The following is a 26,933-nucleotide window of genomic DNA, read 5'->3' as shown; positions in this document are numbered from 1 at the left end:
TAGATATACTCTTTGCCAACCTTCATTGTTAGTTGAGTTCTTCCTTGACAAGATTCAGCAGGTACTCGCGGGTGGATTCAAGAATAGCTTTGCTTAGTCTCGAATCCCCAGTCGCTCGTGCAAGTGACACCGCTCCAACCATGGCTGCAAACATGAAGCTGACTTTTGCTTGTTTCTGCGAATACGTTGTCTCAGGAAGATGTTCGCCAATAGCATCAAAGACCTCCGACAATTTTTCTGTAAAAGCTTTTCGCGTTGATAGGGAACATCGCGCTACTTCGGCTGAAAGTGTAGGGAGCGGACATCCCAATGTTGGCTGGTCTCGGTGTTTCTCGCTTAAGTAAAAGTCAAGCATGGCTGGAAAACCCTCTGCTTCCAGGGCAACTAGCATGGCATCCAAACTTTGGTTCAATGCAAACACAAACGACTCCGCAACGAGCTCCTCCTTGTCGGCAAAGTGGGCATAAAATCCACCGTGCGTCAGGTCTAACGTACCCATGAGCTTGGCGATCCCGACTCCCTTAAATCCGTGAGTCCGAAATTCTCTCGACGCGGATTCGACGATCCGCTGATGGATTTCCATTTTGTGTTCGTCTTTGTAGCGCATAGGTTCAGTATGAGTAAATGATGGTCATCATATAACACAATTGTGTCGTAAAAACAGCTAGATGGTAAAGTAACAAGTTTCAAATTTGGTCATAATGCCATATTCCAGTAGCTTAAGCGATAAAGAGTGGGAACGTTTAGGAGCTGTGGTGGTGCTGGACAAAGCTATTGAGGAATTATCCAAATTGAAAGTTGTTTGGTTTCTAGCTTCGGAATTCAAAATTAATCCTTGGGTTGCAGATTATGGACTCTAAAGTTTTCCAGACATTCTGCTAAGACTGGCAATGACTGCAATCAACTCGGCTGCTCTAACTGGTTTAGCGATGTGTAGCTGGAAGCCTGCTGCAATAGCCTCTGTGTAATCTTCTACCCTGGCATATCCTGTGAGTGCAACTGCGGGAATACGTCCGCCCATTTCTGGTTCAAGTTCCCTAATTTTACGGATAAGCGTGTAGCCATCTTCGTCTGGTATCCCGATATCACTCACTAAAACATCTGGTTTGAATTGTTCGAGCGATGTCAGTGCTTCGCCTGTTGAGCCAACAGCAATAACTTCTGCTCCACACTCTTGCAGTACCGTACTAATCCACTTGCGCGTGTCCGTTTCGTCGTCCACAACTAGGATGCGTAAGCCGTTAAGTTTTGGAGGATTGTCTAATGGTGCTGCATCTTCTGCAATAGTTGGCAGCTGTATCTGGTCTGTATTGTTTGGCTGAGCAACTTCTGACGGGGAAATGGCTGTGAACGGTAGCTTGACTGTAAAAGTTGCTCCTTGCCCTATTCCCTGGCTTTCTACTTGAATACTGCCACCGTGTAATTCTACCAAATGACGAGCGATCGCCAGTCCTAAACCTAACCCCTTATTTGACTTGGTACTCGTGCTATCTGCCTGACGAAAGCGGTCAAAAACATACGGCAGAAACTCAGGACTGATACCCTTACCTGTGTCGCTGACAGTAATTTGGGCATAGCGGTTTTTGTGATGGGATGATGAGGCGGTGCGGTGGTGGGGACTTGATTCTACTTTCTCCCGATCGTTGACTACTTCTAGGCGCACTTCAACCCGTCCGCCATCAGGTGTAAACTTAATTGCATTAGAAAGCAGATTTAATACGATTTGTTGCAAGCGATCTGAGTCACCCCAAATAGGTTCTAGCGAGGTATCAAGCGCCGATTCAATTTGAATAGATTTAGCATCAGCCACTGGTTGTACAACTTCTAAAGCTTGGGCGATCGCTTCTACCAAATTAACTCTGCTAAAATTCAGTGAGAGATTTCCTTGAACAATGCGCGAAATATCAAGTAGATCTTCAATCAGTTGCATTTGCAAGTTGGCATTGCGCTCAATCGTCTCCAGCGCATCTTTTGCTCTATCCTCATCCAGCCTACCTGTTTGCAACATTCCAACCCATCCCAGAATTGCGGTCATAGGGGTACGTAATTCATGAGAAACTACTGCCAAGAAATCATCTTTTGAGCGGTTTGCGGCTTCTGCTTCGGCACGTGCGGCTTGTTCGCGCAGTAGTAGTTGCTCACGTTCTTCTTCAGCCTGTTTTCTTTCACTCAGGTCTTGCATAATTTTTGAGAAGCCGCGCAGATTTCCGTCTTGATCTCGTAAAGGTATGATGACACAGTGCGCCCAGAAATGTGTGCCATCCTTACGGACGTGCCAGCGATTTTCTTTGGAAAAACCCTCGCTAACTGCTATTGTCAGTACTTGCTCAGGTCGTCCGCGCTCAATTGCTTCTGGTGTAAAAATGTGCCGGAAATGCCGACCAATAATTTCTGCTTCTTGATAGCCTAAAATGCGTTCTGCTCCAATATTCCAATTGAGAAATAATCCGTTCGGATCAAGCATGAAAATTGCATATTCTTTCACTCCTTCTACAAACAAACGGTAGCGTTGTTCGCTTTGGTGCAATTTTTCCTGACTTTGACTTAGGCGATCATAATTGCGTTGTGCTTGGTGTGCATTAATTTCGGCTCGTCGTTGGGCAGAACGCAACATCTGATTTAGTATACTGATTAGCAATGATACTAAGACAAACTGAACCAAGCCGATTGTGTTGAACCCAATTACAGTCAGCGAAGAAAATGGAGCTAAAAAGAAGTAGGCACAAGCTAAAGCAGACAGAACAGTCGCCAGTAGCCCCGGTTCTAAACCACCATACCAAGAGCTAACCATAACAGCAGCAAAAAATAGCGGGTAAGCGCTAAACCTATGCAGTAGCCATAGCGACTGTGTAAGTAGTAGTGCTAGTAAAACTGTTAAGATAGCAACGCCATAGCGTTTTATTAAAGAGCGCGTTAATTTTTGCATCTTTTATTCTCTCTAGTCGCACCGCAGGTACAGTTAGAGAACAGACATCAAAGAGTTAGTTGTTTGGGAATCCTCTATTTTTACCCAAATTTTCCCCTTTTAAGTTCTAACTTTAGAAATAAACTTGCTGGTGAGAGCAAAACGCCGAGCTAAAAGTTTTGCCTGGTGTACACGTGTGTCACATCAAGAAAGCGGCTGAATTTAGCCAAGCTGTAACAGAATTTCTACGAAAGTAACTTTTACTGTTTCTACACGAGATTTCCACTTTTAAGTTTTATCTTTAGGGATGAGTACCATAACACTTTGTTGCAGCAGAATTCAAGTAAGTATAAAATGACAATAACAACACAGTACAGTACTGCAACTATTCAACTTAACTCGCTAGCAGATTTAGACAAGGTTGTATCCCAACAGTTCAATTTACCTCAACGCCCATATTCAACAGATATGAGAGCGGCTTTAGAACTAGTTGTTCAAGTTTTGCAAAATTCTGAATCTGCTTACTTTGAAATTTCTCGCTCTGAGTCTAATGCGTTCCCAGGTCTACCCTTTGTGGTAAGCTTTGATAAAGAGAAAAAGACTTATGGTAAGACTGCTCCTTTGGCAATTTGCCATGATGCTCTCCATAGGCTGAAAAGTGTTGTAGTAACAATACCAAATAGTTATTACTGGAATCTAGAATGATCGATGCAAAACACTCTACGTAGTGAGAAAAAACCTATTTTTAGAGTGTAATTAGTTAGGTTAAATATCTCTCATCTACAAACCGTAAATTCTTGACAAAGAGTAACACTCTCCGCTGCTGTAAAGCAGCGGTGTTTTGAATATTGTCTGCCCTTCGGGCAAGACAGAAGGCACCAGGGCAGGAGGCTCAGTTGGGAAGAAAAGTTTGAAGGTATGCCTTTTGCCTTGACCAAATTGGGTTTAAGACCCCCACCAAATCTGCGATTTGGTGGTCTACAATTACTGGGGGTCAGAATCCCCCAGGAACATTGAACCTTCTGCCAACTGAGCCTCCTGCCTCCTGCCTTCTTCAATATTTTGATTTCAGATAGATATACTTGTTTCTTAACTTAAGGCTTTTCTAAACTATAGAAATTTTAATAGTAAGCGATCGCCTTTTATCGGTGATTCAAAAATAGGAAGAAAATAACGATGACTGCCAAGCAAATCCTTGTTATTGATGATGAAGACGACATCCGTAAATTGATTCAAACCTGTTTGGAGATCATGGGGGGTTGGCAGGTATTGACTGCGAAAAGTGGGAGTGAAGGACTGCTCTTAGCTCAAACTGCTCGCCCTGATGCCATCCTCCTAGATGTCATGATGCCTGATATGGATGGAACAAGCACGTTTCAAAGTTTACAAGCAAATCCAGCAACTAAGCATATTCCTGTCATTTTACTAACAGCTAAAGGGCGCGATACAGAAGCATATAAGTTTACTCAATTAGGTGTAAAAGGCGTAATCAGTAAACCCTTTAATCCTCAAAAACTTGCAAATCAAGTAGCAGCAGCTTTAGACTAAACTAATGACTAAAAGGCTTCTTCCTTAGATTTTAAGCTCCCCGTTCACGGGGAGAGAACTAAATATCTTCATTACTTTGATTTAGGGCGAGGAAACTTAGAAGGTGGCTTGAAGTTTTCTACTGGTACACCCTTAAGTGCCTTCTGCATAAAATCACGCCAGATAGGAGCTACCATACCTCCGCCTGTTGCGTGGTGAGCTAATTGTCGGTTGTCGTCCCTTCCTACCCAGATGGCAGTCGTTAACTGCGGTACACTACCAATAAACCAAATATCTTTTTCTGAGGAGGTTGTACCCGTCTTCCCTGCAACTGGACGACCTATAGCTGCACCTTTGCCAGTTCCTTTTCTCACTACTGTTTGCATCACATCTAAAGTTGCTGCTGCTGCCCAAGGGTTAAGTACTAACTTAGGATTAGGAGTATTATCTAGTAACACATTGCCACTACTATCAGTGATATGGGCAATAATCGTTGGCGGAGATTGCCACCCGTAATTAGCAAAAGTTGCATAAGCGCTAGCTATTTCTAGTGGTGTTACACCAATTGCACCTAAAGGCAAAGAACTCACAGGTTCCATCGGACTCATAATTCCTAAAGTACGGCAAGTTTCGATGATTTTATTCATACCTACCGCTTTGCCAATCTTGATTGCAGGGATATTACGGGACTGGGCAAGGGCAGTGCGAATCGATATTGCTCCCATAAAGCTATGATCGTAGTTTCGTGGATAATACCAACCGTTACCATCTCGATACCTAACTGGAGTATCTAACACCGTTGTGCGTGGTGTAAATTTGCCACTAGCAAAGGCAGTATAATAAACAAACGGTTTAAAAGAAGATCCTGGCTGACGGTGGGCTTGAGTTGCTCGGTTAAATTCGCTAGTTTTTGAATCTACACCACCTACTAGTGCTTTTACAAAGTGTGTGCGAGGATCAATGGCCACTAGAGCTATTTGATTGTTGTTTAATCCTTGACCTTCAAGGGTTTGATGCCACTGCTTGACAGTTTTTTCTGCCATCATTTGGAAGCTTGTGTTTACTGTGGTTTGTACCCGCATTCCACCTTTGAGCAGTGCTTCACGCCCAAACTTTTTAATAAGTTCCTGTGCTACGGCATTGGTAACATAAGGCAAAGCACTACCTTGAAATGACTTGATTTTACCAAGTTTGATTTCTTGTTTGAGGGCGTTATTATACTCTTGCTGGCTAATCCAATTCAGTTCTAGCATCCGCCCCAGCACTTGTTTTTGTTTTTGTTTTGCTAGCTTCATATTCACAAACGGGCTAAACTCTTCTGGAGCTTGAATTAAACCCGCCATCATCGCTGATTCGCCTAGAGTCAAATTTTGTGCTGATTTTTTGAAGTAAGTGCGTGCTGCCGTTTGGACGCCATAGTTATTGTGACCCCAGTAAACTTGATTGAGGTACATCTCTAATATTTCATCTTTAGTAAGAACTTGCTCTAGGCGAATTGCTAGTACTGCTTCTGCTATTTTTCGGGTAAAAGCACGTTTCTGAGATAAAAACAGATTTTTCACCAACTGCATAGTGATTGTAGAACCACCTTCTCGGACTTCCCCTGCTGCCCAGTTAGCTAAGGCAGCACGTCCAACTCCAGTGGGATTAATACCATTATGCTCGTAGAAGTGGCTGTCTTCACTAGCTAATATAGCTCGTTTCAAATAAGGGGAAATTTTATTTAGAGACACTACTTGTCGATTAGCTTCCCCGTGTATGCGCATTAAAAGTTTGCCATTAATATCATAAATATAAGTTGTTTCTGAGGGAAAAAAGTTTTGTAGTTGTCTAACATCTGGCAGATTACGGAAACTAATAGCTAGACCAACTAGCCCTCCAGCCATAATAGAGCTTGATAACATAGTAATTGATAGGAGCATACCGCCAGTTATTTGAGCGACTCCTTTCAAAAACTCAAATCTAGGTAAAATCTGAAGTTGTGATTGTTTCTCTGTAAAAGTTTTAAATGAAGACACGGCAATTGGACTTCCTTACTGACAAATCTAACTATAACTAACAACAATTAATTTGGTAGAGATAGGTTGTTAACTGTTTGATAAATAAATTTAGTAATTATATAAGTAGATAAATTACTTTTTTAGAAAAATATAATTTATATATTGTATAGGTAAAAATCTGCAAAAATTTAACTTTTATACTTACAAACATGAACTGAAATGTGAAGTATATGAATTATATTTAAAGCAGAACTTAATATTCTAATGCTTTTGTTTTTATTTAGATTTTAAGCTTGAGAAGTCAAAAAATCGAGTAAAAATCGGGTAGAAATCGGGTAGACAAGATCAGCAATTATAATTAAGTTTCTATCTCATTTGCATATAGATAGACCTATTTATATCTCTGCAACAATAAAGACGTGCCGTGGCACGTCTCTATAAGGATTTTGGGTAACGCATAATTAAATTCGGTCGATGTCTATTTGGAATGCGATCGCCCCAATGATGCCTAACGATGTTGGTCATTCCGCTTATCAACAATTTCCACTACACCCTCGTCAGTAGTAGTTCCTGTATATCTCTGTGTAGTCCGATCAACATTATTCACATTCATCTCAGCAGAAGCTACATCGCCAGATACATCGTATATGGCCCAATCTCGAATATCGTGATTCCTCAAAATAGAGCCAGCATGGTTAATTTCATCCTCACTACCATCTACAATCACTAAAAATTCACCTTGGGATACCCGTTGACTATAAGTTCTGGCTTCTTCTTCTGGAATACCCAAACCAGTCAGCGCTCCTACAAGACCACCTGCGGCTGCACCAATACCTGCACCAGCCAAAGTAGTTGCTATAGTTCCGGCTGCAAGAAAGGGCCCCACTCCTGGAATGATTAAAGCTTCCAAGCCAACGAGTAAACCACCAATACCACCCAAAACAGTGCCTGTGACCGCACCAATTCCAGCACCTTCTTGAGCTTCATTGTCACCGCGATCGCTCACGTCAGATTTATCTTTAACAGTAGCTCCACCTATTTGCTCATTGCGGTCTATATCCTTTGCCAATACAGAGACTCGATCCATAGGGAAACCTGAATCTCTAAGTCTGGAGAGCGCGTTTTCTGCGGTTTGGCGGTTAGGGAAAGTACCAACTGCACGCTTACGTCGTTGTATAGCCATTTTGTCTCCTGAAAAAATTACAACTTTGTTTACGCAGATTTATATTTAGCTTCCCTCGCAAAACATAGTTATTCATCAGTCTATAGGTTTACCTTTTTATCTATCAGAAGAAGAGGAGAAAAATTTACAGTGGTATTAACACTATCTCTTCAGTAATACTTTTGCAAATTTCATAAATTCTTCACCAGTTTTCCACTATTGGGAATTATGCTGAAATCACAACCATTTTTAGAATCCTTTTGGTTGTTGAGGCGCTTAACTTTTTCTTATGCTTAATATGTATATCTTAAATATTTTTGATTTAAAAAATATTGTAGTTATTAATTTTTCAAAAATATTTATATTACAGTTTCATTCTCATTTCGTCAGTTATTACATAATTAATGGAGACTTTTATGAATCCACAAAACCTCAATTTCAAAAATAACAAAGGGCTATTAAAAAGTATCTTTGGCAGTTTATTAATTGGTCTGCCAGCTATTCCTCTTGCCGCATCAGCAGCGCCTTCTTCTGTACTCAACCCTTGTCCTAGCATCTTCTATGAAGAGCCACATAATAATCGAGTTTTGGTTCCAGAGGGATGCCCACCGAATGCTGCAACTCTCCGATTAAGAGAACAACGGGGAGTTATGATACAGCCGGGGGGTCTACCTGTGAATCGCCAAACAATACCTGCTCCTGAAACCAGACAAAACGCCATCGCCAATATCACTCCAACAGCAGGAACAGTAGATGTAAGATTGAAAAATAATACTAATGCCCGTATTTCCTATCAAGCGATTCCCTACACAAAACCTCGAATTCTTGCAGGTGGAGAAGAATATGTCCTGCAAGACCTACCAACACCTGTGACTATCACAATGGTGCGTGAAGATGGGGGGTTTATCCAGGCTAAGCCCATACCTACCTCTGAAAAAGGGGTACTAGCAATTACTTTGGATGAAACAGCTAACTTTTCTAACAGTGATACCGCATTAAGAATTCAAAGAGATGGTCAGGTCTTTTTGAACTAAGTCAAGGTGACTAATTGAACTAATTTGGAACAAAATTAACACCAAAGTTGAAGGAGTTTTACTAACCATGAATAGGCTTAATCGAAATAATAGCTTGATCCAAAAACTGTGGAAAACCAATGCAGCTGCTTTAGCACTTTCTACTGTAGTGCTTGGAGCTTGTACTAACAATTTAGAACGAGAGTCAGCAGTACCAGAAAATAATGTCACTACTGAAGAAGTTACCGATAATACAAATCAACTTCTCGGTAAAACAGTGACCATTAGAAGCAAACCTATTGAAAAATTGAGTGCATCAACTTTTACAATTAGCGATAAGCAATTTTTTGGCACTGAACCTATCTTAGTTGTGAATGCTACAGGAAAACCTTTTACTTTTCCTGCCGATCCAAACACACTCATTCAAGCTACAGGTCAGGTAAGCAAATTTGTAGTTGCAGATATTGAGCGAGAATACAATTTGGACTTAGATCCAAACTTGTACACAGAGTACGAAAACAAACCCGCAATTATTGCACAGTCATTAGCGCAAGCACCGAAACCTGGTGAAATTACTACAGATCCCCAGCAATACTACGGTAAAAGACTGGCGGTAACAGGAGAAGTGGAGAATATTACAGGTGTCAACTCATTTACACTAGATGAAGACAAGTTGTTAGGTGGACAAGACTTACTAGTCTTGCACACTAAACCACAACCAAAGGTGAATGAGAATGAGAAAGTAGCAGTTACAGGTGTGTTACGTCAGTTTGTTGTTGCCGATCTGGAACGGGAATACAACCTGACTTGGGATTTGGACTTGAAGCGGAAGTTAGAAGCAGAATATAGCAACAAACCCGTGCTAGTTGCTGATGAAGTCTATCCCTCAGCAATTCCGCAGTAAAGTGTTCTACATAACCTTGTAGGTTCAGCATTGGATTTCATAGAATAAGTAGTACCATTTCAAAAGCATCAGGCGTTGTCAAAGAAAACAACTCTAACGCGCATATTTACTATGAAGTGAGCAGGCGTACCCAGCCCCAATTTCTATCTAACAGGTGGATCAGAAATTGTATTGCAAATCGTCCTCATAACTAAGGCGTTATGAACATTCTTAAGCAAGCATCATTGACACTGCGTCTAGTCAAACTCAAACGGTTTTTTGGGTCACTGTTCTATCCACTTCAACGAGACTATTTGGAACGCCGTTGTTACACTCACCAAACTTTAGAAGCGGTTGAAGAAATTGGAAACATTGAAAAGGCTGAGCCTACCAAACGAGGAGGACACTTCTACTTTGAAGAAATTGATCTAGAAATTTGTTTCCTGAGTGCCGAATTAGTCCAAGTTGATTGGAGGCCTGGGATACCTCCTATTTCCTATGCCATATCCCATCACGACTGGGCAGGAGTGGAAGTGACTTTTCAGGAGAGGGAGAATGCCTGGGTAGTATCCAGCACTAAACTGAAGGTGATTGTAGACGCGGATGGTAGGTTGGAATTTCACAATGGACTTGGACAAACATTACGAAAAGAACTACCTCCTCAGCGACGGGCAAAACTATCGCGCCAAATCAAAAGTGAAGGTTGGGTGCATCAGGCACAACTGCGATCGCACGAACATATATACGGTTTGGGAGAAAGGGCGGCTCCATTAAATCTCCGCACTTCAGCTGATAAAGGCAAACCCAGAACCTACCGAATGTGGAACTATGATGCGGGAGGTATATATGGACCAGGAACTGACCCACTCTATCTGTGCATTCCCATCTATTTAAGTCTGCATAAGGAGGGCAGTTATCTAATTTTCTATGAAAACTCTTTTCCTGCCAACTTTAGCTTCCAAGCTTTAGCTGTAGCTGAGTTTGAAGGCGGTGCGCTGCGTTATTACTTTACTGCTGGTTCACCTACTCAATTACTAGAGCATTACACAGAATTAACAGGTCGCCCACCCCTACCTCCCCGTTGGGCACTTGGCTATCACCAGTCGCGTTGGGGGTATGAAAAGGAAGCTGCACTGCAAAAAGCAGCCAAGGGATTTGAAACTCATGACATTCCTGTGAGTGCAATGCATCTAGATATTGATGTTCTTGATGGATTTCGCGCTTTCACTATCGATCCTGATCGTTTTCCTCACATATCTGAGTTAGCTCAAGAATTAGCAGCTAAGGAAATACGGTTGATTACCATCATAAACCCTGGTATTAAAGCAGACCGAAAAAATAAACTTTTTCAGGAGGGACGCGCCCAGGATGTATTTTGCAAACTCCCAAATGGTGAACCTGCGATCGCTCCTGTTTGGTCGGGTTTCGCTGCTTTCCCCGATTTTACCAACCCGCAAGCTCGTCATTGGTGGAGTAGACAGTATGAATATCTGCTCGATTTGGGTATCACTGGATTTTGGCATGATATGAATGAACCGGGGGTTTTTGTTCTTTGGGGTGATCCTTCACTACCGCCGTATTCAACCCGGCATTTTATGGAAGGTAGAGGCGGCGACCATCGCGAAGCTCATAATTTTTATGGTTTGCTTCAGGCTCAGGCTGCATACGAGGCGCTTTGCGAGTATCAACCACAGCAACGTCCTTTCATCGTTTCACGCTCTGGTTGGGCTGGGTTACAACGCTACGCCTGGACTTGGACAGGGGACATTGAAACCAGTTGGGCTGGGCTACGCCAGACAATTCCAACAGTGCTAAATCTAGGGTTATCTGGGATTCCTTACAGTGGTTCTGATATTGGTGGATTTAAGGGGAATCCAAGTGCTGAACTTTACTTACGCTGGTTCCAGATGTCCTGCTTTATGCCGTTTTGTCGCACCCATTCTGCCAATAATACCAAGCCCCGCACACCCTGGAGCTTTGGCGAACCAACACTAAGTATTATTCGGGAGTTTTTGCGATTGCGCGACCGCCTAATGCCCTACTTCTACACGTTAGCTTGGGAAGCAACCCAAACCGGACATCCCCTGGTTCGTCCGCTCTTCTGGGCTGATAGTGAAGATTCCAATCTTTGGAATGTTGAAGATGCTTTTTTGTTGGGTGATGCTCTATTGGTTTGCCCAATTGTGGAGGAAGCTGCAACCTCGCGTTCAGTAATTTTACCGAAAGGGCATTGGTATAACTTCTGGGACGATACTTTGATAAAAGGTGGAAGACAGATTAATCTGGAAACACCTCAAGACCAGATACCAATTTTGGTAAAAGCGGGAAGTATTTTGCCGATGCAAGCGGAACAACAACTGATGCTTCAACTGTATCCGCCTATAGAGAAAGATTGTCAAGGTATTGTATATAGTGATGCTGGAGATGGCTATGGTGAGTGGCGATTAGATAAATTCCAAATGAGACGAAACTCCAAGGAATTGGAGCTATCTTGGGAAGAACAGGGAAATTATGCTTTCCCTTACGAAAGTGTCCAATTACACCTTCATGCAGTGGCAGCCGAACAAGCTTGGATGGACGGTACAGAAGTTGACCTGAAGGGAAAAGTTTTGGAGTGCAACCGCTTTCAGCAAGTTCGTTTTGAGGGAATTTGAACAAAAAATTGTACGTTCAAGCTGCTAGTAATTCTGAATGAGCAAAGGAAAATGGCGGTTGACATACTTTGGAATCCTGAGCCAATTATTACCATTCAGCGCCTGTTCGGTGTCAGATGGAATTGGCTATTTGAGATTCTCACGCAATTTGGGACGGCTAAGGCTGTTACCGTAGTCTTTGCTTTAGGACTCTGGATTTCAGGACGACGGCTTGCCTATGGCTTGCTTGGAGTCGTGCTTTTAGCAACAGTGATAGACGTACTAATTTGGAGTATCTTCCCTGTGTCGCGTCCCCACGATCCCCAGATTATTATTTGCACAGATCCAGGAGTACCGTCGTTTCCCAGTGGACACACAGTAACTGCAACTACTTTGTGGGGGACATTGACTGCGTTTGGTCGCATCCCGGCAGTTATTTCGGTATACATTGTTTTTCTTGTAATGCTAGCTCGCCTGTATCTTGGTGTACACTATCTGGCAGACTTACTCGGTGGCGTGGCGATCGCGTTGATTTTGGTGGTTATTTATCAGCGTTTGTGGCAGAAGCTTATGCGCTGGTTCTCTGGACGGACATTTCAATTCTTCCTAGTTCTAGGTCTTTCAGCACCAATTGCAGTACTTCCTTTCACGAGTTTCTCTCCTAGAGGTTGGGAACTTTTTGGTTATGCGATCAGTTTGGAAATTGGAATGCCGCTTGAATATTGGTATGTTCGCTACTCCCCAACCAAAATTCCTCGCAAAAAGCAAGTGCTGAAAATTGCAATCGGCTTGGGGGGACTGGTAACGCTTGTACTTGTATCTCGCCTCATCATGAGTAGTGGATTAGTGCGTGAGGCTGTGACATCTGGCTTAGCGGCGCTGTGGATCGCGTTCTTAGCACCAGCGCTGTTTACAAGCATGGGTTTATCTAGGCATTTGCACCGAACTCAGTAATAGTTGTAAGGCGATCGCTCAATTACATACAGACAAGAGTAGAATTTGCAAGCTAACTATGAAGAAAATCAAATACTTTTTATTCGGGTTATTAGGGTTAATTGCCGCACTTCTAATTTACGGCTTAATCGAACCCTACACTATTGATACAGAACCGCAAGTGGCCGTAATTCCGGGTCTTCCCACTGCTTGGCAGGGGCAAAGAATTGCAGTTATTGGTGATTGGCAAGTGGGAATGTGGCTGGCAAACACCCCTACCATCCGCAGAATTGTCGCGCAATTAGTTAAACAGCGTCCCAGCGCAGTGCTGATTATTGGTGACTTTATATATAAAGCAGGCGACGACCCCAACGCGGAAATAAATCAAGCAATAGAGTTGGTTCGTCCATTACCGACTGCGGGTATTCCTACATACGCTGTTTTAGGTAATCATGACTATGGGATGAAATCTAAGCACGGTTCCCCGGACGTAGCACAAGCCTCTAAACTAGCTGCATCTTTGGAAACTGCGGGGGTGCAAATGTTGCAAAATGAGGCTGTGCCATTGGCATCATCCACCAAGATAGATGAGCAAGAAATTTTATACTTGGTAGGTATTGGCTCAGATTGGGCTAATGAAGATAAACCCCAAGTAGCACTGGCACAAATACCAGATACAGCACCCAGATTTGTAATGATGCATCATCCTGATTCCTTTGCCAAATTTCCTGCCAACACTGCACCTGTGGCTGTAGCAGGACACACTCACGGAGGGCAAATTAGTCTACCATTCACTCCTGAATGGTCTTGGTTAACTTTTGTGAAGGAGGATGAGGTTCATGCTGACGGTTGGATCGATGGGTATGGACAGCCAGGAAACCATCTTTACGTAAACCGAGGAATCGGTTTCAGTATCCTACCAATACGGATTAATTGCCCGCCTGAAATCACTCTTTTCACACTTAGACAAAGCGGCAAATCCACATAAAGATTGTTATTTTGACTATTGGTTTCTAATTGGTGTAATAAAAAATTTAGCGTTGCTGATAATGTTGCTTGTTTTGGAGAACTCACATGGTGCTTTACAAACTGGATGAATACTATCCCAACTATCAAAATGAAATTTTCGATGGCTATAACATCAAAAATTTTGATGTTTATGCTCAAGATAATAAGGTTGGTTCTGTAACCAACATGATGATTGATGATGAAGGTTATTTCCGATATTTTATAGTTGATACAGGCTTTTGGGTTTTTGGTAAGAAAATATTGCTACCTGTAGGGATGGCTCGTATTAATTACGAAGATAAACGGGTGTATGTCCCTGTATTAACTAAACAGCAAGTGGAAGATTTACCCGAATTTACCGAAGATTTGGCAACCGACAAAGATTATGAAGAGCGAGTCAGAGGTGTTTATCGTCCTTACATGACCACACCAACTACAGGTTTCATTTATGGTGCGGATATCTATAACTATCGGCAAGAACCTTATTTTTATGCTCTCAACGATCTAAATCTCAGAATGTATGAAGAACGACTCCGAGCCAGAAGAAACAATAGCAGAGTGAACATATTATAAACTGATCTGCTTTTTTCCAGATTAGTTAAGTTCGCTACGTTTTTGGAGGATTGTGAATGATGTGGATATGGAACCTTTTGCTATACGGAAACCGCCTTGGGGGCTGGACTTACAAAGGACACAAAGAACGCAAAGAAAGAGGTTTAACTAAATTGTCCAAATTGCTTTGCCTAGCAAAGTTCATGTGGTGGAGTACTAGTTAGCTGATTAATATAGGAATAAATAGCACTAAATGAGTAATAAAAGCGATCGCAATTCAAATAAGCAAATATCTAGCCAACAGCAGGAACAAAATACAATCAGCATACCAGAGTCACCACACGGTTGGGAAAATTTAAAATGGCTTGGGCCAAGCTTTTTGTGGATGCTTTCAGCAGCAGGTTCTGGAGAGTTACTATTTACACCAAGAATTGCTGCACTCTATGGTTACTCACTGCTATGGGCCCTGCTTGCTGCTGTGATCCTAAAATGGTTTATTAACGGTGAGGTGGGTCGCTTTTCAGTTTGCACGGGTACAACTATTCTTGAAGGTTTTAAACAACTTCCTGGCCCGAAAAACTGGGCGATCTGGTTGATATTACTACCACAATTAGTAGTAGCAATTTCTACTGTAGCTGGACTAGCAGGAGCAGCCGCTACTGCACTGATTTTAGTAACAGGAGGAACAATTCAACTGTGGACAGTGATTATTATCGTTGTCACAGCAGCAATTGTTGTATTAGGTCAGTACAGTGTAGTAGAGAAGATATCTTCTTATGTGGGTATTGCCCGTACAATTGCAGTGGTAGCAGCTGCTATTTTTGTTTTTCCCAGCTTCCGCCAACTAGCAGCCGGATTATTACCGCAAATACCTCAAGATGTACAGTATCAAGAAATACTACCTTGGCTAGGTTTTATGCTAGCAGGAGCAGCCGGATTGATGTGGTATTCCTACTGGGTAGAAGCCAGAGGGTACGGTGCTGCTAGTGTTAAGGGAAAAGAAAGGATAGACCCCAAGCAACTCAACCAACAGGAAAAAAAGAAACTGCGCGGCTGGGTGAATCTGATGACCATATCCAACACCTTAGCTGTGGTTGGTGCGTTATTAGCGGCGTTGTCTTTTTTGATTCTCGGTGGCGAGTTGCTGCGTCCGCAGGAACTTGTACCAAAAGAAAATCAGGTAGCAGAAACTCTAGGAAGCTTGCTAGGCGACCTTTGGGGACCGTTTGGCTTTTGGTTTATGGTGGCGATTGTTTTTATTACCTTTTGTAGCACTGTCCTTTCAGTAGAAGATGGTTTTGGGCGGATGTTTGCTGATGGTACGCAGATTATTCTACAAGGATTTGGTGTGCAGGGACGCTGGACTAAGGAGAAGTTCTTGCAGCGTATTTATGTTGTCGTGTTACTAGCAGTTCTACCAATTACCGTTTATTTGTTCTTTGGTCAACCTATCGGCTTGCTACAAACCGCAGGTGCAATCGAAGCTGCCCATATTCCTATTGTCACTGGACTTACACTCTTTCTCAACCATCGGATGCTGCCAAAAGAACTACGACCATCAAAGATAATTTTTGCTGGTACTGCGATCGCGGGAATATTTTTCGCTGTATTTGCAGTTATTTATCTTTTACAACTACTGGGTATAGTTGGGTAGGCGTGGAGTTCCGAGTTAAAATTGATGCGATCGCTCACCTCACGCTAGCTGTAGAAAATATCAGCAAACAGAGTTTTTACAATCTGGTCAAGATGCACCTGCACTAGTTGCTATTGTTGAAAATGCCTTAATAGCGCCTTAATAGCACCGATTATTGCCTTTTTCACCTTTATTGGTTCAATGGGTAATGTCCCTTTAGCAGCCCTACTATGGTCAAAAAATGCTTCTTTTGCGTGTGTGATGAGTTTTTTAGGCGCTGACTTAGTGGCGGCGACTGTAATTTATTTACAAGCGAAATATTACGGTTGGAAATATGCAGCTTATCTTTCAGGATTACTTTATGTTTGCATGGTTGCCGCAGGAATAACCGTACATGGAATTTTTGCTCTTTTCAATGCCATACCACTCAAAGAACTGCACTGACAGAGTTGGTGCAATTTGCGATTGACTACACCTTCTAGCTAAACATAATTTTTGCAGTTATTGGTGGAGTATTGCTGTGGCTGCACTTTAACGACAATAGTTCCCAACCTCAACGACACAGACAACAAGATTCACAACAGCAGGAAACAGCTAACTAATTTAACATAGAAAATCTTTGGTAAATTCAATTCTTGAGCTTTAAGATTTAGTTTTATCTCCACATATATAAGCTTGACAAAATCTATTTTTTAGATAAGAAAGAATTGCTACTATCTTCATGATTTAAGAATTTCATAAGATTGTGAAAATTAAATGAAATTCTGATAGCTCTTTAGAAAGAATTTTTTATTCCTCCACTAGCTGGAGGCGATCGCTACTGTAAACTTCTATAGTAATCCCAGAATCAAAATCACAGTCGTCAAAAATTAAATACAAATCTATGTAATTTTTGGGACATTGATAGCAATAATTTGATTGATAAATATACTCAATAAATTTACCTGTTAATTCATTTATTGAAACCTTGAATTATATAAAGAGTTAACAAGAAAAAAGTCATAAAAAATTTGTTTTTTGCATTATTGACCCTAATTTAAGGATTCCAATAAATATTATGAGCTATTCCCCCTACCTACTTAAAGGTCAAAAAGCACTTGTAACAGGTGCTAGTTCTGGCATTGGTGAAGCTATAGCTCGTTATTTGGCTACCTCAGGTGCAGCAGTAGCTATTAACTATCATTCTGAAGCTGAAGAAGCCCAAAAAATAGTCGAAGATATTAGAGCGAATAATGGTGAGGCTTTTACCATTCAAGCTGATGTCAGCCAGGAAGATCAAGTAAAGGCGATGTTTAAACAGACACTCCAGCACTTTGGAACTATTGACATCTTAGTGAACAATGCAGGTCTGCAAAAAGATGCACCTTTTGTAGATATGACACTCGACCAATGGAATAGAGTAATTGGAGTAAACTTAACAGGGCAATTTTTGTGCGCTAGAGAAGCTGCCAAAGAATTTTTGCGTCGAGGTGTGCAACCTCAAATCTCTTGTGCCGCAGGCAAAATAATTTGCATTAGTTCAGTGCATGAGGTAATTCCTTGGGCAGGTCATGTTAATTATGCAGCTAGTAAAGGTGGTATTCATATGATGATGCAAAGCATTGCCCAAGAACTAGCTCCTCATAAAATCCGTGTTAATAGTATCGCCCCTGGTGCAATTAAAACTCCCATCAATAAATCAGCTTGGGATACCCCACAAGCCGAGGCGAAGTTACTCCAATTAATTCCGGCAAAACGAGTTGGTGAAGTTGAAGATATTGCCAAAGCCGCAGTGTGGCTGGCTTCTGATGACTCTGATTATGTCAACGGTACAACTCTGTTTGTAGACGGTGGTATGACTTTGTATCCAGGTTTTACGGAGAATGGATAGAAAAGGGACTACGGACTAATAAAGCTGCCTTCTGCCCTCTACCTTCTGCTTTCTAATCTTATGCCCACACAAGTTACTGTCAACCCTGGTTTAATCACGATTAACGACGGTTCCACATTTCTTGTCACAGCTAGTGATGGTTCCATCGACGATAATCAAGCACAAGGTTTTTTTGTTCGCGATACACGCTTAATTTCTTACTACGAAATTTCTCTCAATCGCTACCGACTGGTGCTGTTAGCTTCTAGCAATCTCAATCATCATAGTGCTATTTATCAATTCACCAATTCGCAATTCCCTACTGTGAACGGGAATTTACCTTCTGGTAGTTTGCTCGTAACCATTCGACGCGACATAGTAAGAGGAATGCACGAAGATATCGAGATTGCCAATTATCACTTAGAACCAGTTGAGTTTCAACTGATGTTGGCAATTCGTTCTGACTTTGCAGATATTTTTGAGGTGAGATCCAAAAACATCGTCATGCGAGGTAATACTGAAACAGTATGGAAAGACGGTGTACTCACTACCAAGTACCGTAACGGTTCTTTTGTCCGAGGCATCGTGACCGAACCAGTTTGCTCTAGTTCTGAAGCAAGCTATGCTAATGGCCGTTTGATGTTTAATGTAGTTATTACTCCAGGCAAAACATGGCACACTTGTATTAACTTTACAGCCTTAGCCAATGGGGATGTCCTCAAACCTCAACAAACCTGTGCAGTATCTCATACAACAGAAGCGGCAAAGGTAAGAGATGAATTTCTCAGTAATGCGACAAAGTTGCAATCTTCTAATGCCGAGATTAGGGGATTTTATCAGCAGGCGCTCGTTGATATGGGAGCGTTGCGGATTGAGGTAAATGACAATAGTCATCAATTTTGGATGCCAGCTGCTGGTATTCCTTGGTTTATGGCCGTTTTTGGCCGTGACTCTGTAATTACTAGCTTGCAAACGATGGCGGTTTATCACGAATTTGCCCGTGGTACACTTGTTCGGTTAGCTCAACTGCAAGCAACACAGTTAGATGACTGGCACGATGCTCAACCCGGCAAAATGCTGCATGAATTGCGGCGTGATGAATTAACCAAACTCAATCAACTCCCGTACAATCCTTATTACGGAACGGTAGATACTACTATTCTCTGGATTGTGACCCTGGCTGAGGCTTATAGCTGGAATGCCGATCTGGGTATGCTGAATGAATGTCGATCGCCATTAGAAAAAGCACTAACTTGGATTGATAAGTACGGCGATTTTGATAATGATGGGTTTGTTGAGTATATCACTCATTCTAGCCACGGATTACGCAATCAAGGCTGGAAAGATTCGGGTGAATCAATGGTTTACCCGAATGGCAAGTTAGTTGAGCCGCCTATTGCTTTGTGTGAAGTGCAAGGTTACGTATACGATGCTTGGCTAAAGGCAGCTTTAATTTATGAGGTGTGGGGAGAACCAGAACAAGCCAAAAAGCTACGTCAAAAAGCAGAAGAATTGTACCAACACTTTAACGATCGCTTTTGGATGGAAGAGGAAGGCTTTTACTGTCTTGGCTTAGATAACAATAAGCAACAAATTAAGTCTATCGCCTCAAATCCAGGTCAATTGCTCTGGTCTGGTATTGTACCCCAAGAACGAGCGAAAAAAGTTGCTGAGCGACTTTTCCAACCAGATATGTGGTGTGGTTGGGGTCTGCGGACTCTTAGCTCAAAAAATCAAGCTTATAACCCCATTAGTTATCAAAGGGGAAGTGTTTGGCCGCACGACAACTCTATTATTGCCGCCGGATTAAAGCGATACGGCTACCACCAAGAAACTAACCAGATTGCTGAAGGGATTTTTGCTGCTGCTAGTTATTTTCAAGCAGGGCGAATGCCGGAATTATTTGGAGGAATTGAACGTCGAGACGATAACTTTCCAGTTCCTTATCCAGATGCCAATATACCCCAAGCTTGGGCAGCTGGTTCAATTTTCTTACTCATTCGCAGTATCTTAGGACTCGAAGCCGATGCACCACAGCGAAATTTAAAGGTACAGCCAAATCTACCAGAGTGCTTGCCAGACTTAGAATTGACAAATCTAAGTGTGGGAGACGCAAAAGTGTCATTGCGTTTTTGGCGGGAGGGAGAACAGACTCGATGGGATGTCACTCATATTGAAGGCGAATTAGAAGTAATGAAAGAGGACAGAGAATAGGGAACAAGGAATAGTAAAAAATGGCTTCAGATTCATCCAAGAAAACAATTTTTGCGGCGATGGGTGCTAATTTAGCGATCGCTATCACGAAATTTGTCACTGCTTTCATTACCAACAGTTCAGCGATGATATCTGAGGGTATTCATTCACTAGTAGATACTGTTGATCAATTATTACTGCTGCTCGGAATTCGCATGAGTCAAAAGCCAGCAGATGATAGTCATCCCTTTGGTTATGGGCAAGAACTTTACTTTTGGACTTTAATTGTTGCTATCCTTATTTTTTCTATTGGTGGAGGAATGTCTATTTATGAAGGAATCATTCATGTAATTAACCCTAGTCCTTTAGAAGACCCAATGTGGAATTATATTGTCTTGGGTATAGCAATAATATTTGAGGGTTTTTCTTGGACTGTGGCTTTAAGAGAGTTTCTGCCAACCAAGGGTAATCAAACATTTTGGCAAGCAATTAAAAATAGTAAAGACCCTACTATATTTACCGTCTTATTTGAGGATTCTGCGGCAATTTTAGGTTTGCTTGTAGCTTTATTAGGAGTTTTTTTAGGACATTTATTTAACAATATTTATTTTGATGGTATTGCCTCAATTATTATTGGCATTATCTTAGCTATAGTAGCAGTATTACTAGCAATTGAAAGTAAAGGATTATTAGTTGGAGAGAGTGCTAATTCTCAAACTATAGCTAATATCCGTTCTTTATCCAAAAAAGAACCAAGAGTCCAAGAAGTTATACGTGTACTTACAATGCAACTTGCTCCACAGGAAGTATTACTCAACTTAGAAATTCAATTTTCAAAAAATCTCACAGGTGAAGAAATAGCATCCACTGTAGATAATTTAGAAGCTAAAATTCGCCAAAAACATCCTGAAATTAAACAAATATTTATCGAAGCTAAATCCTTAGCAGCCACTCGTAAATCTTCTCGGACTTCTTAAGACAATCTCAATATTACTCTCTGCGTCTGGAGCGTGATTATATCAACCAATTTATTCAGGAAAAAAAATAAATATAAAAAAATTGTGATTCCCAAAAAAGTAGATTATGAATACATCAAAACCTGAAGTTGTCGTCATTACCGGAGCCTCCGCCGGTATAGGAAGAGCCACTGTCCGCGCCTTTGCCAAACGAGGGGCGTACATTGGACTAGTCGCCCGCAGCCGCGATGGGCTAGAAGGGGCGCGTCAAGAAGTTGAATCAGCTGGCGGTAAAGCATTGATGTTACCAACTGATGTTTCCAATCCAGAGCAAGTAGAGGCTGCTGCGGCAGCCGTTGAGAAGGAGTTTGGCCCGATTGATATTTGGGTTAATAACGCGATGGCATCAATTTTGTCGCCATTTTTGGAGATCAAACCAGAGGAATTTCGGCGCGTTACCGAGGTGACATACCTGGGATATGTGTATGGCACAATGGCGGCTTTGCGACGGATGAAGCCACGCGATCGCGGCACAATTGTCCAAGTCGGTTCTGCCTTAGCTTATCGCTCAATTCCTTTACAGTCAGCTTATTGCGGTGCTAAGTCTGCGATTCGCGGATTTACAGACTCTATTCGGTGCGAACTGCATCATGATGGTAGCAACGTTCACATCACAATGGTACAAATGCCAGCAGTCAATACGCCGCAGTTTGACTGGATTAAGAACAATATGCCCCATAAATCCCAGCCAGTGCCGCCTATTTTCCAACCAGAAGTGGCAGCTGAGGCGATTGTATGGGCAGCAACTCACAAACGGCGAGAACTTTATGTCGGTAGTTCCACAGTTGAGGCTATTTTGGGAACTAAAGTTGCCCCAGGAATACTAGACCGCTACCTCGGTAAGACTGGATATCAAAGCCAGCAGACAGACCAACCAGAGAATCAAAATCGCCTTAGCAACTTGTGGGAACCCCTACCAGGTGATCACGGCGCTCATGGTAGATTTGATGACCAAGCACAGGATTACAGCACTCAACTTTGGGCAACTGAAAATCAAGATTGGCTGATTTTAGGATTGGGTGCTGGTGTTGCCCTAGTAGCGTTAGGGGCTTATTTAGGACGTCAAGCTCAACCTCAAACTTATGCACATCAAGAAGACGACAGAATCAGTGAGTCAGATATTAATACTGAAGTAGCGCGACAGTTGCATCAAAAAGTAAATCGCAGCAGCAAACTAGATAACTGGAATCTATTAACAGGATTAGCTCGATTTGCTTGGAAAGCATTAACAACAGAATCTCAAAATCACCAAAAAGCTACCCAAAGCTAGACGATGAAAATTTTTACTCAAGCACAAGCTTTTGGCTCACCTGGCATCGATCCCCGATGGACTCATGCGAATAAAGATGGAGTCGGAACAGCCTACTCTACTTCCAGCCGCGTTTGGTTTACTGTCTGGAACGGTGTTGTCACCGAAGTCTACCATCCTACAGTGGATCGACCCCAAATTCGGGATTTGCAATATCTTATTTCTGACGGAAAAAGCTTTTTCCATGAAGAGAAACGCCATCTGCAATCAAAAGTGGAACATCTGTGGACTTATGGTTTAGGATTCCGCATTACTAATTGCGATCCCCAAGGGCGTTATGCCATTATCAAAGAAGCGATCGCTGACCCGCATTTATCCTGTATTTTACAACACACAAAGTTAACAGGAGAGCGTGAGTTCGTTTCCCAAATCCAGTTATACGCTTTGTGTGCGCCACATCTGGAGGTTGGCGGTCGAGGTAATAATGGTTACGCAGTAGAAGTTGCTGGACAAAATATTCTTGTAGCAGAAAAAGCAGGAACTTGGCTAGCGCTAGGTGCAACAGTCCCGTTTAATCGTCTTTCGTGTGGCTATGTTGGTCAAAGTGATGGCTGGACAGATTTAGCTGATAATTTCCAGATGGATTGGCAGTTCAACAGAGCTTTAGATGGTAATTTGGCTCTGACTGGAGAGTTAGAGCTAGATAGTAGTGAAGAGTTTACTTTAGGACTAGCATTTGGCACAACACTGCACAATGCAATTTCCACACTGTTTCAGTCGCTGAATCTGCCTTTTGAACAGCAGAAGCAGCAATATAACGAACAGTGGAAGCGATCGCGCAACGATATCAAACCATTAGAAAATATTTCCCATGACGAAGGTAAGTTATATCACAGCAGCATTAGTTTGTTGTTGGCACATGAAGACAAAACTTATCCTGGTGCTTTAATTGCATCTATGGCTATTCCTTGGGGTGAAGTCAAAGACGACCAAGACCAAGGGGGATATCACCTTGTTTGGACGCGGGACATGGTGAGCAGTGTAGCAGGTTTAGTGGCGGCTGGGGAAACAGATACAGCAGTGCGATCGCTGATTTATCTGGCTACCAGCCAGCAGGAAGACGGCGGATTTGCTCAAAACTTCTGGATTGATGGTGAACCCTACTGGAAGGGCATTCAACTTGATGAAGTAGCCTTTCCCATTCTTCTAGCATGGCTTTTACACCAGGAAAAAGTATCACTGCACTTTGATATTTATCCGATGATTCTACGGGCGGCGGGTTATTTAATTCGTCACGGCCCTGCTACCCAACAAGAACGCTGGGAAGAATGTAGCGGTTATTCACCTTCGACACTAGCCTGTAACATAGCTGGCTTAATCTGTGCTGCCCAATTTGCCCACGAACGTGGCGATGAAGCCACAGCACAATTCATCGAAGAATATGCCGATTTTTTAGAATCACACATTGAAGATTGGACGGTTACTACCGAAGGAACTCTAGTTCCTGGTATCAAACAACATTACATTCGGATTACTCCTACAGATATCAATAATCCTCAACCGAATGAAAATCCGAACCAAGGAACTCTTTTCCTCAGCAGTCAGCCACCTGGTGAAACAGCAGAATTTCCGGCAAAGGAAATTGTCGATGGCGGGTTTTTGCAATTGGTACGTTACGGAATTCGTAAACCTGATGACCCAATTATTGTTGATTCTGTCAAAGTCATTGATACAGTCTTGAAAGTAGATACACCTGTTGGATCTTGTTGGCATCGTTACAACCACGACGGCTACGGACAGCAAGAAGATGGCAGTCCCTATATGGGTTGGGGTAAAGGACGTGCTTGGCCTCTGTTGACAGGAGAACGCGGACATTATGAATTGGCTGTTGGTGGTGATGTCAAGACATATATTCAGGCGATGGAAGGATTTGCTTCAGATACTTGTTTGCTACCAGAACAGGTTTGGGATGAGGCAGATAAACCTGATGTGCATATGTACTTAGGAAAACCAACTGGTTCTGCAATGCCCCTAATGTGGGCGCACGCAGAGTATATCAAACTGCTGCGATCAACTCATGATGGTCAGGTGTTTGATTTTATCCCAGCAGTAGCGAATCGCTATTTAGGCGATCGCTCTAGGTGTAAGTCGCTGGAAGTCTGGAAATTTAACCGTCAAGTCAGTAAGGTCAAAAAAGGCCATACCTTAAGAGTTCAAGCTTTAGTGTCTTTTCAATTACATTGGTCACAGGATAATTGGCAAACTGCACAAGATACGCCTTCTACTTCCACAAAGTTGGGGGTAAATTATGTGGACATCCCAGTTTCTGCTGACCAGCAAGAACCAATAAGCTTTACTTTTTTCTGGATTGAAAGCAGTAAATGGGAAAGACGCAATTATAAGGTTACGGTCGATTAGCTTTATGATTCTCACACCTGAGTTAGATGTTTTTGCTCTAACATTTCGGTCACGTAGATAACTAACACTCCTCGATTGTAGGAGAGTAACAAAATGCCCAAATGGCTTTATGACATTGCGATTATTTCATTAATTACTGCTGGTATTTGTTCTTTGATAATTGCGCTCGATATCTTTACTAAACATCCACAAAATATGTGGATTATGCAAGTAGTTTGGCCAGTGACAGCTTTGTGGTCAGGGCCACTGGGACTTTATGCCTATTACAAAGTAGGTCGCCTGAGTACCAAACAGCGAGTTCAAAGAGCAAAAGAACGAGACGAAGAACCTCCAAATAAGAAAAAACCCTTCTGGCAAAGTGTTGGTATAGGAGCAACTCATTGCGGCAGTGGTTGCACTTTAGGAGATATTATTGCCGAATGGTTTGTTTTTTTCGTGCCAATTGTTATCTTTGGTAGTCACATTCTTGGCACTTGGGTATTAGATTATATTGTCGCATTCATTTTTGGGATTGCTTTTCAATATTTCACCATCAAACCGATGCGAGGACTTTCGATGGGTGAGGGTCTCAAAGCTGCGGTGAAAGCGGATACCCTTTCGTTAACAGCGTGGCAAGTTGGGATGTATGGTTGGATGGCGATCGCTTTTTTTCTTCTTTTTTCACCAGAAACATTACGCCCAAACAATCCTGTGTTCTGGTTCATGATGCAGATTGGTATGTTTTGTGGCTTTCTCACTAGCTATCCAGTAAATTGGTGGCTGCTTAGTCAAAAAATTAAAGAAGTCATGTAATTAATGCCTATCACCACTTCATCCTCCCAGAAAAAATTGAACAGTACATCAATAATAGCGATCGCCCCGCAATACATTTTAGATTTCACATAATCCAAAAGAGCCATTTTTATGCAGAATAATCAATCACATAAACCGACAATTGATTACTGGTATGTCTGGACTGATCAAGATGGTGTAAGCCATCAGTCCCGCCGTCAAATTGAGGACTTTACCCACAAAGGTATAGCACCTGGTACTTCTCCTCAATGGCTATCTAATTTGAAGCAGCCTAATGCCACAATTACGTATACTGTTTTACCAGTAGGATGGATTGGAGAGTGGCATGAGAACCCGAAGCCTCAGTGGATTGTGCCACTGTCGGGACGCTGGTTTGTGGAGACTATGGATGGTCAACGAGTGGAGATGGGTCCTGGCGAAATTTCATTTGGAGGAGACCAAGGTACAAAAGAAGATGCACAAGGACACAAAGGTCATCTGTCTGGAACAGTAGGCGATCAGCCAGCTGTTTTGATGATGGTGCAATTTGAAAAAACCCCAAGTATGGAGTAGCTTGAGAAAGAAAGGCAGAAGTAAAGATCTTAAGTTAAAAGAGATTTTTTCTGCCTTATTCTCTCTTTATGCAGGAGGCTGTACTGCTGTACCTACACCGTATTCATACACTAATTCTCCGCCATAGTGAGCGCCGTAGCTAATTGCGCCCACTGCGATCACTGTAATGACAAAATAAATAATAGCAAGTTTTGGAATACCTTCCCTTGTAATACAGCGCCAAATCCACAACACTACAAACACTACAGTAGAAGTTATTTGAAAATGTTCGTGACTCTCTAAAATTTCATGGGCTTCTCCACTAACTTTAACTGTATGTTCAGCTTGCATTCCTGTAAACACAGTTACAATTGCTGATAACACACCTACAGAAAAACACCACCATCCGGCACTAGTTAAGGATTGCTTTTTCAGCAAATAACCAAGAACATCAAACAGCAAACCTACAGAAAGTAGTGCCAAGGGAAAATGAACAAATATCGGGTGAATGTTTTGCATATATCATCTCAACTTTTATGAAAAAACATGAGAGTTTATCTTCTTTTAATGATGATAATGATAATTTTTATTTACAGTTGATTCTAAATTAAAAAATAGATTGATTTGTTATTTGAA

23 protein-coding genes are annotated in these 26,933 nt (G+C 42.1%); 18 read left to right on the top strand and 5 right to left on the bottom strand.

The features are described from left to right. Positions 1-28: 28 nt before the first annotated feature. Positions 29-583, bottom strand: a complete 555-nt coding sequence (locus tag RS893_RS22815) for a TetR/AcrR family transcriptional regulator (RefSeq protein WP_315787974.1) — start codon at positions 581-583, stop codon at positions 29-31. A gap of 118 nt (positions 584-701) precedes the next feature. On the opposite strand from RS893_RS22815, the gene RS893_RS22810 reads away from it, so the two are divergent. Continuing rightward, positions 702-860, top strand: a complete 159-nt coding sequence (locus RS893_RS22810) for a hypothetical protein (protein WP_315787973.1) — start codon at positions 702-704, stop codon at positions 858-860. Here RS893_RS22810 and RS893_RS22805 read toward each other — a convergent pair. Continuing rightward, positions 857-2,926, bottom strand: coding sequence for an ATP-binding response regulator (locus RS893_RS22805; RefSeq protein ID WP_315787972.1), 2,070 nt, complete (start codon positions 2,924-2,926; stop codon positions 857-859). The two genes, RS893_RS22810 and RS893_RS22805, sit on opposite strands and share 4 nt — an antisense overlap. A 333-nt stretch (positions 2,927-3,259) precedes the next feature. On the opposite strand from RS893_RS22805, the gene RS893_RS22800 reads away from it, so the two are divergent. Continuing rightward, positions 3,260-3,610, top strand: coding sequence for a hypothetical protein (locus RS893_RS22800; RefSeq protein ID WP_315787971.1), 351 nt, complete (start codon positions 3,260-3,262; stop codon positions 3,608-3,610). Positions 3,611-4,081: 471 nt separating this feature from the next. Next, the gene (locus RS893_RS22795; RefSeq protein ID WP_315787970.1) at positions 4,082-4,453 is read left to right on the top strand and encodes a response regulator; all 372 of its coding nucleotides are present in this window, start codon (positions 4,082-4,084) and stop codon (positions 4,451-4,453) included. Between the two features lie 71 nt (positions 4,454-4,524). On the opposite strand, the gene RS893_RS22790 is transcribed toward RS893_RS22795, so the two are convergent. Both RS893_RS22790 and RS893_RS22785 read right to left on the bottom strand, forming a co-directional pair. Next, positions 4,525-6,450: a transglycosylase domain-containing protein gene (locus RS893_RS22790; RefSeq protein WP_315787969.1), complete on the bottom strand. Its 1,926-nt coding sequence runs from the start codon at positions 6,448-6,450 to the stop codon at positions 4,525-4,527. A gap of 490 nt (positions 6,451-6,940) precedes the next feature. Next, positions 6,941-7,615, bottom strand: a complete 675-nt coding sequence (locus tag RS893_RS22785; protein ID WP_315787968.1) for a general stress protein — start codon at positions 7,613-7,615, stop codon at positions 6,941-6,943. Between the two features lie 395 nt (positions 7,616-8,010). On the opposite strand from RS893_RS22785, the gene RS893_RS22780 reads away from it, so the two are divergent. The 15 genes from RS893_RS22780 (at position 8,011) to RS893_RS22710 (ending at position 26,318) form a co-directional block, all read left to right on the top strand. Beyond that, the gene (locus tag RS893_RS22780; protein WP_315787967.1) at positions 8,011-8,628 is read left to right on the top strand and encodes a hypothetical protein; all 618 of its coding nucleotides are present in this window, start codon (positions 8,011-8,013) and stop codon (positions 8,626-8,628) included. A gap of 67 nt (positions 8,629-8,695) precedes the next feature. After that, complete coding sequence (locus RS893_RS22775; protein WP_315787966.1) at positions 8,696-9,511, top strand: hypothetical protein; 816 nt, start codon at positions 8,696-8,698, stop codon at positions 9,509-9,511. A gap of 200 nt (positions 9,512-9,711) precedes the next feature. Next, positions 9,712-12,144 carry a glycoside hydrolase family 31 protein gene (locus RS893_RS22770; RefSeq protein ID WP_315787965.1) on the top strand — a complete coding sequence of 811 codons (2,433 nt, stop codon included), beginning with the start codon at positions 9,712-9,714 and terminating at the stop codon, positions 12,142-12,144. A gap of 51 nt (positions 12,145-12,195) precedes the next feature. Continuing rightward, positions 12,196-13,077 (top strand): phosphatase PAP2 family protein, encoded by an 882-nt coding sequence (locus RS893_RS22765; protein WP_315787964.1) that lies wholly within the window; start codon positions 12,196-12,198, stop codon positions 13,075-13,077. Positions 13,078-13,135: 58 nt separating this feature from the next. After that, positions 13,136-14,044: a metallophosphoesterase gene (locus tag RS893_RS22760; protein ID WP_315787963.1), complete on the top strand. Its 909-nt coding sequence runs from the start codon at positions 13,136-13,138 to the stop codon at positions 14,042-14,044. A gap of 86 nt (positions 14,045-14,130) precedes the next feature. Next, positions 14,131-14,637, top strand: a complete 507-nt coding sequence (locus tag RS893_RS22755; protein WP_315787962.1) for a PRC-barrel domain-containing protein — start codon at positions 14,131-14,133, stop codon at positions 14,635-14,637. Between the two features lie 232 nt (positions 14,638-14,869). Beyond that, positions 14,870-16,270: an Nramp family divalent metal transporter gene (locus RS893_RS22750; protein WP_315787961.1), complete on the top strand. Its 1,401-nt coding sequence runs from the start codon at positions 14,870-14,872 to the stop codon at positions 16,268-16,270. Positions 16,271-16,411: 141 nt separating this feature from the next. Then, positions 16,412-16,693 carry a permease gene (locus RS893_RS22745; RefSeq protein WP_315792080.1) on the top strand — a complete coding sequence of 94 codons (282 nt, stop codon included), beginning with the start codon at positions 16,412-16,414 and terminating at the stop codon, positions 16,691-16,693. Between the two features lie 613 nt (positions 16,694-17,306). Next, positions 17,307-18,119 carry an SDR family oxidoreductase gene (locus tag RS893_RS22740; RefSeq protein WP_315787960.1) on the top strand — a complete coding sequence of 271 codons (813 nt, stop codon included), beginning with the start codon at positions 17,307-17,309 and terminating at the stop codon, positions 18,117-18,119. Positions 18,120-18,179: 60 nt separating this feature from the next. Further along, on the top strand, positions 18,180-20,312 hold the full coding sequence (locus RS893_RS22735) for a glycogen debranching N-terminal domain-containing protein (protein WP_315787959.1): 2,133 nt from the start codon (positions 18,180-18,182) through the stop codon (positions 20,310-20,312). Between the two features lie 20 nt (positions 20,313-20,332). Then, on the top strand, positions 20,333-21,268 hold the full coding sequence (locus RS893_RS22730) for a cation diffusion facilitator family transporter (protein WP_315787958.1): 936 nt from the start codon (positions 20,333-20,335) through the stop codon (positions 21,266-21,268). Positions 21,269-21,374: 106 nt separating this feature from the next. Next, positions 21,375-22,577, top strand: coding sequence for an SDR family oxidoreductase (locus RS893_RS22725; RefSeq protein WP_315787957.1), 1,203 nt, complete (start codon positions 21,375-21,377; stop codon positions 22,575-22,577). 3 nt (positions 22,578-22,580) lie between these two features. Next, a complete protein-coding gene (locus RS893_RS22720; RefSeq protein ID WP_315787956.1) occupies positions 22,581-24,974 on the top strand; it encodes a glycoside hydrolase family 15 protein in 2,394 nt (797 codons plus the stop codon). A 93-nt stretch (positions 24,975-25,067) separates the two neighbouring features. Beyond that, positions 25,068-25,766: a DUF4396 domain-containing protein gene (locus RS893_RS22715; protein ID WP_315787955.1), complete on the top strand. Its 699-nt coding sequence runs from the start codon at positions 25,068-25,070 to the stop codon at positions 25,764-25,766. 111 nt (positions 25,767-25,877) lie between these two features. Beyond that, positions 25,878-26,318: a cupin domain-containing protein gene (locus RS893_RS22710; protein ID WP_315787954.1), complete on the top strand. Its 441-nt coding sequence runs from the start codon at positions 25,878-25,880 to the stop codon at positions 26,316-26,318. Between the two features lie 66 nt (positions 26,319-26,384). Here RS893_RS22710 and RS893_RS22705 read toward each other — a convergent pair whose 3' ends face one another. Then, entirely contained in the window at positions 26,385-26,816 is a 432-nt protein-coding gene (locus RS893_RS22705; RefSeq protein ID WP_315787953.1) for a DUF2231 domain-containing protein, read from the bottom strand. Positions 26,817-26,933: the final 117 nt, after the last annotated feature.

Origin of the sequence: Fischerella sp. JS2 (assembly GCF_032393985.1) — a bacterium.
Classification (GTDB): domain Bacteria; phylum Cyanobacteriota; class Cyanobacteriia; order Cyanobacteriales; family Nostocaceae; genus Fischerella.
Note: the sequence above shows the minus strand (reverse complement) of the source record. Positions and strands in the feature narration are given on the sequence as shown.